Origin of the sequence: Cellulomonas sp. IC4_254 (assembly GCF_011603975.1) — a bacterium.
Lineage (GTDB): Bacteria > Actinomycetota > Actinomycetes > Actinomycetales > Cellulomonadaceae > Cellulomonas.
Map to the genome: position 1 here is coordinate 1 of NZ_JAANNB010000384.1, position 1,038 is coordinate 1,038.

General features: G+C 72.1%; 1 protein-coding gene. It reads right to left on the minus strand.

What is annotated here, in order from left to right:
* Nucleotides 1–45: 45 nt before the first annotated feature.
* Nucleotides 46–984, minus strand: coding sequence for an ABC transporter permease (locus G6556_RS18930; protein WP_166944718.1), 939 nt, complete (start codon nt 982–984; stop codon nt 46–48).
* Nucleotides 985–1,038 lie beyond the last annotated feature (54 nt).

The window sequence follows — 1,038 nt, forward strand, 5'->3', positions numbered from 1 at the left end:
GGTGCGTCGGTGGCGCGGGGGCGCCGCGCCGCGGGGCGTCCCGGGTCAGGTGCGGGCGGTCCGCGGCGTGCGCGAGGTGAAGCGCTGCTGCAGCAGGACGGCGACGACGATGATCGCCCCCTTCGCGATCTGCTGGACCGAGGAGTCCAGGTTGTTCTGGATGAACAGGTTGGTGAGCGTCGCGAAGATCAGGACGCCGAGGACGGTGCCGACGATGGTGCCGCGGCCGCCGGAGAGCAGCGTGCCGCCGACGACGACCGCGGCGATCGCGTCGAGCTCGTAGTACAGGCCGTTGGTCGACGAGCCCGCGCCGGTGCGGGCGAGCATCATCACCGCGGCGATGCCGGCGGCGAGGCCGGCCAGCGCGTACAGGTACATCGTGTGCCGCTTGACCGCGATGCCGGCGAGCCGGGCGGCCTCGGGGTTGCCGCCGACCGCGACGGTGCGCCGGCCGAACGTGGTGCGGTTGAGCAGGAACCAGCCGGCGACCGCGACCACCGCGAAGATCCACACGATCTTCGGCACGCCGAGCAGGTCGCCCTTGAAGGTGTCCTGGAACGACGTGACGTTCACGAGCTGGGTGCGCCGCTGCGCGATGAGCTCGGCGAGGCCGCGCGCCGCGACCAGCATGGCGAGCGTCGCGATGAAGGCGACGACGCGCCCGTAGGCGATGAGCACGCCGTTGACGACGCCCGCCGCCGTGCCGACGGCGAGCGCGCAGGCGACCATGACGATCCAGCCGTACTGGTCCGCCATCTGCTGGGTGGCGACGGTGGTGGCCCAGACCGACGCGAGGCCGAGCACCGACCCGACCGACAGGTCGATGCCGCCGGCCGTGATCACGAAGGTCATCCCGATGCTCAGCACGCCGATGATCGACGCCAGGCTGAGGATGACCAGGAGGTTGTCCACGCTGACGAACCGGCTGCCGGCCGTGATGTAGCCGACGACCCAGATCGCCACGAGCGCGATCACGAGGCCCAGGGTGCGGGCGAAGCCGCCGCCGACCGAGCGGGTGCGGGTCTGGGTGCGGGCGAC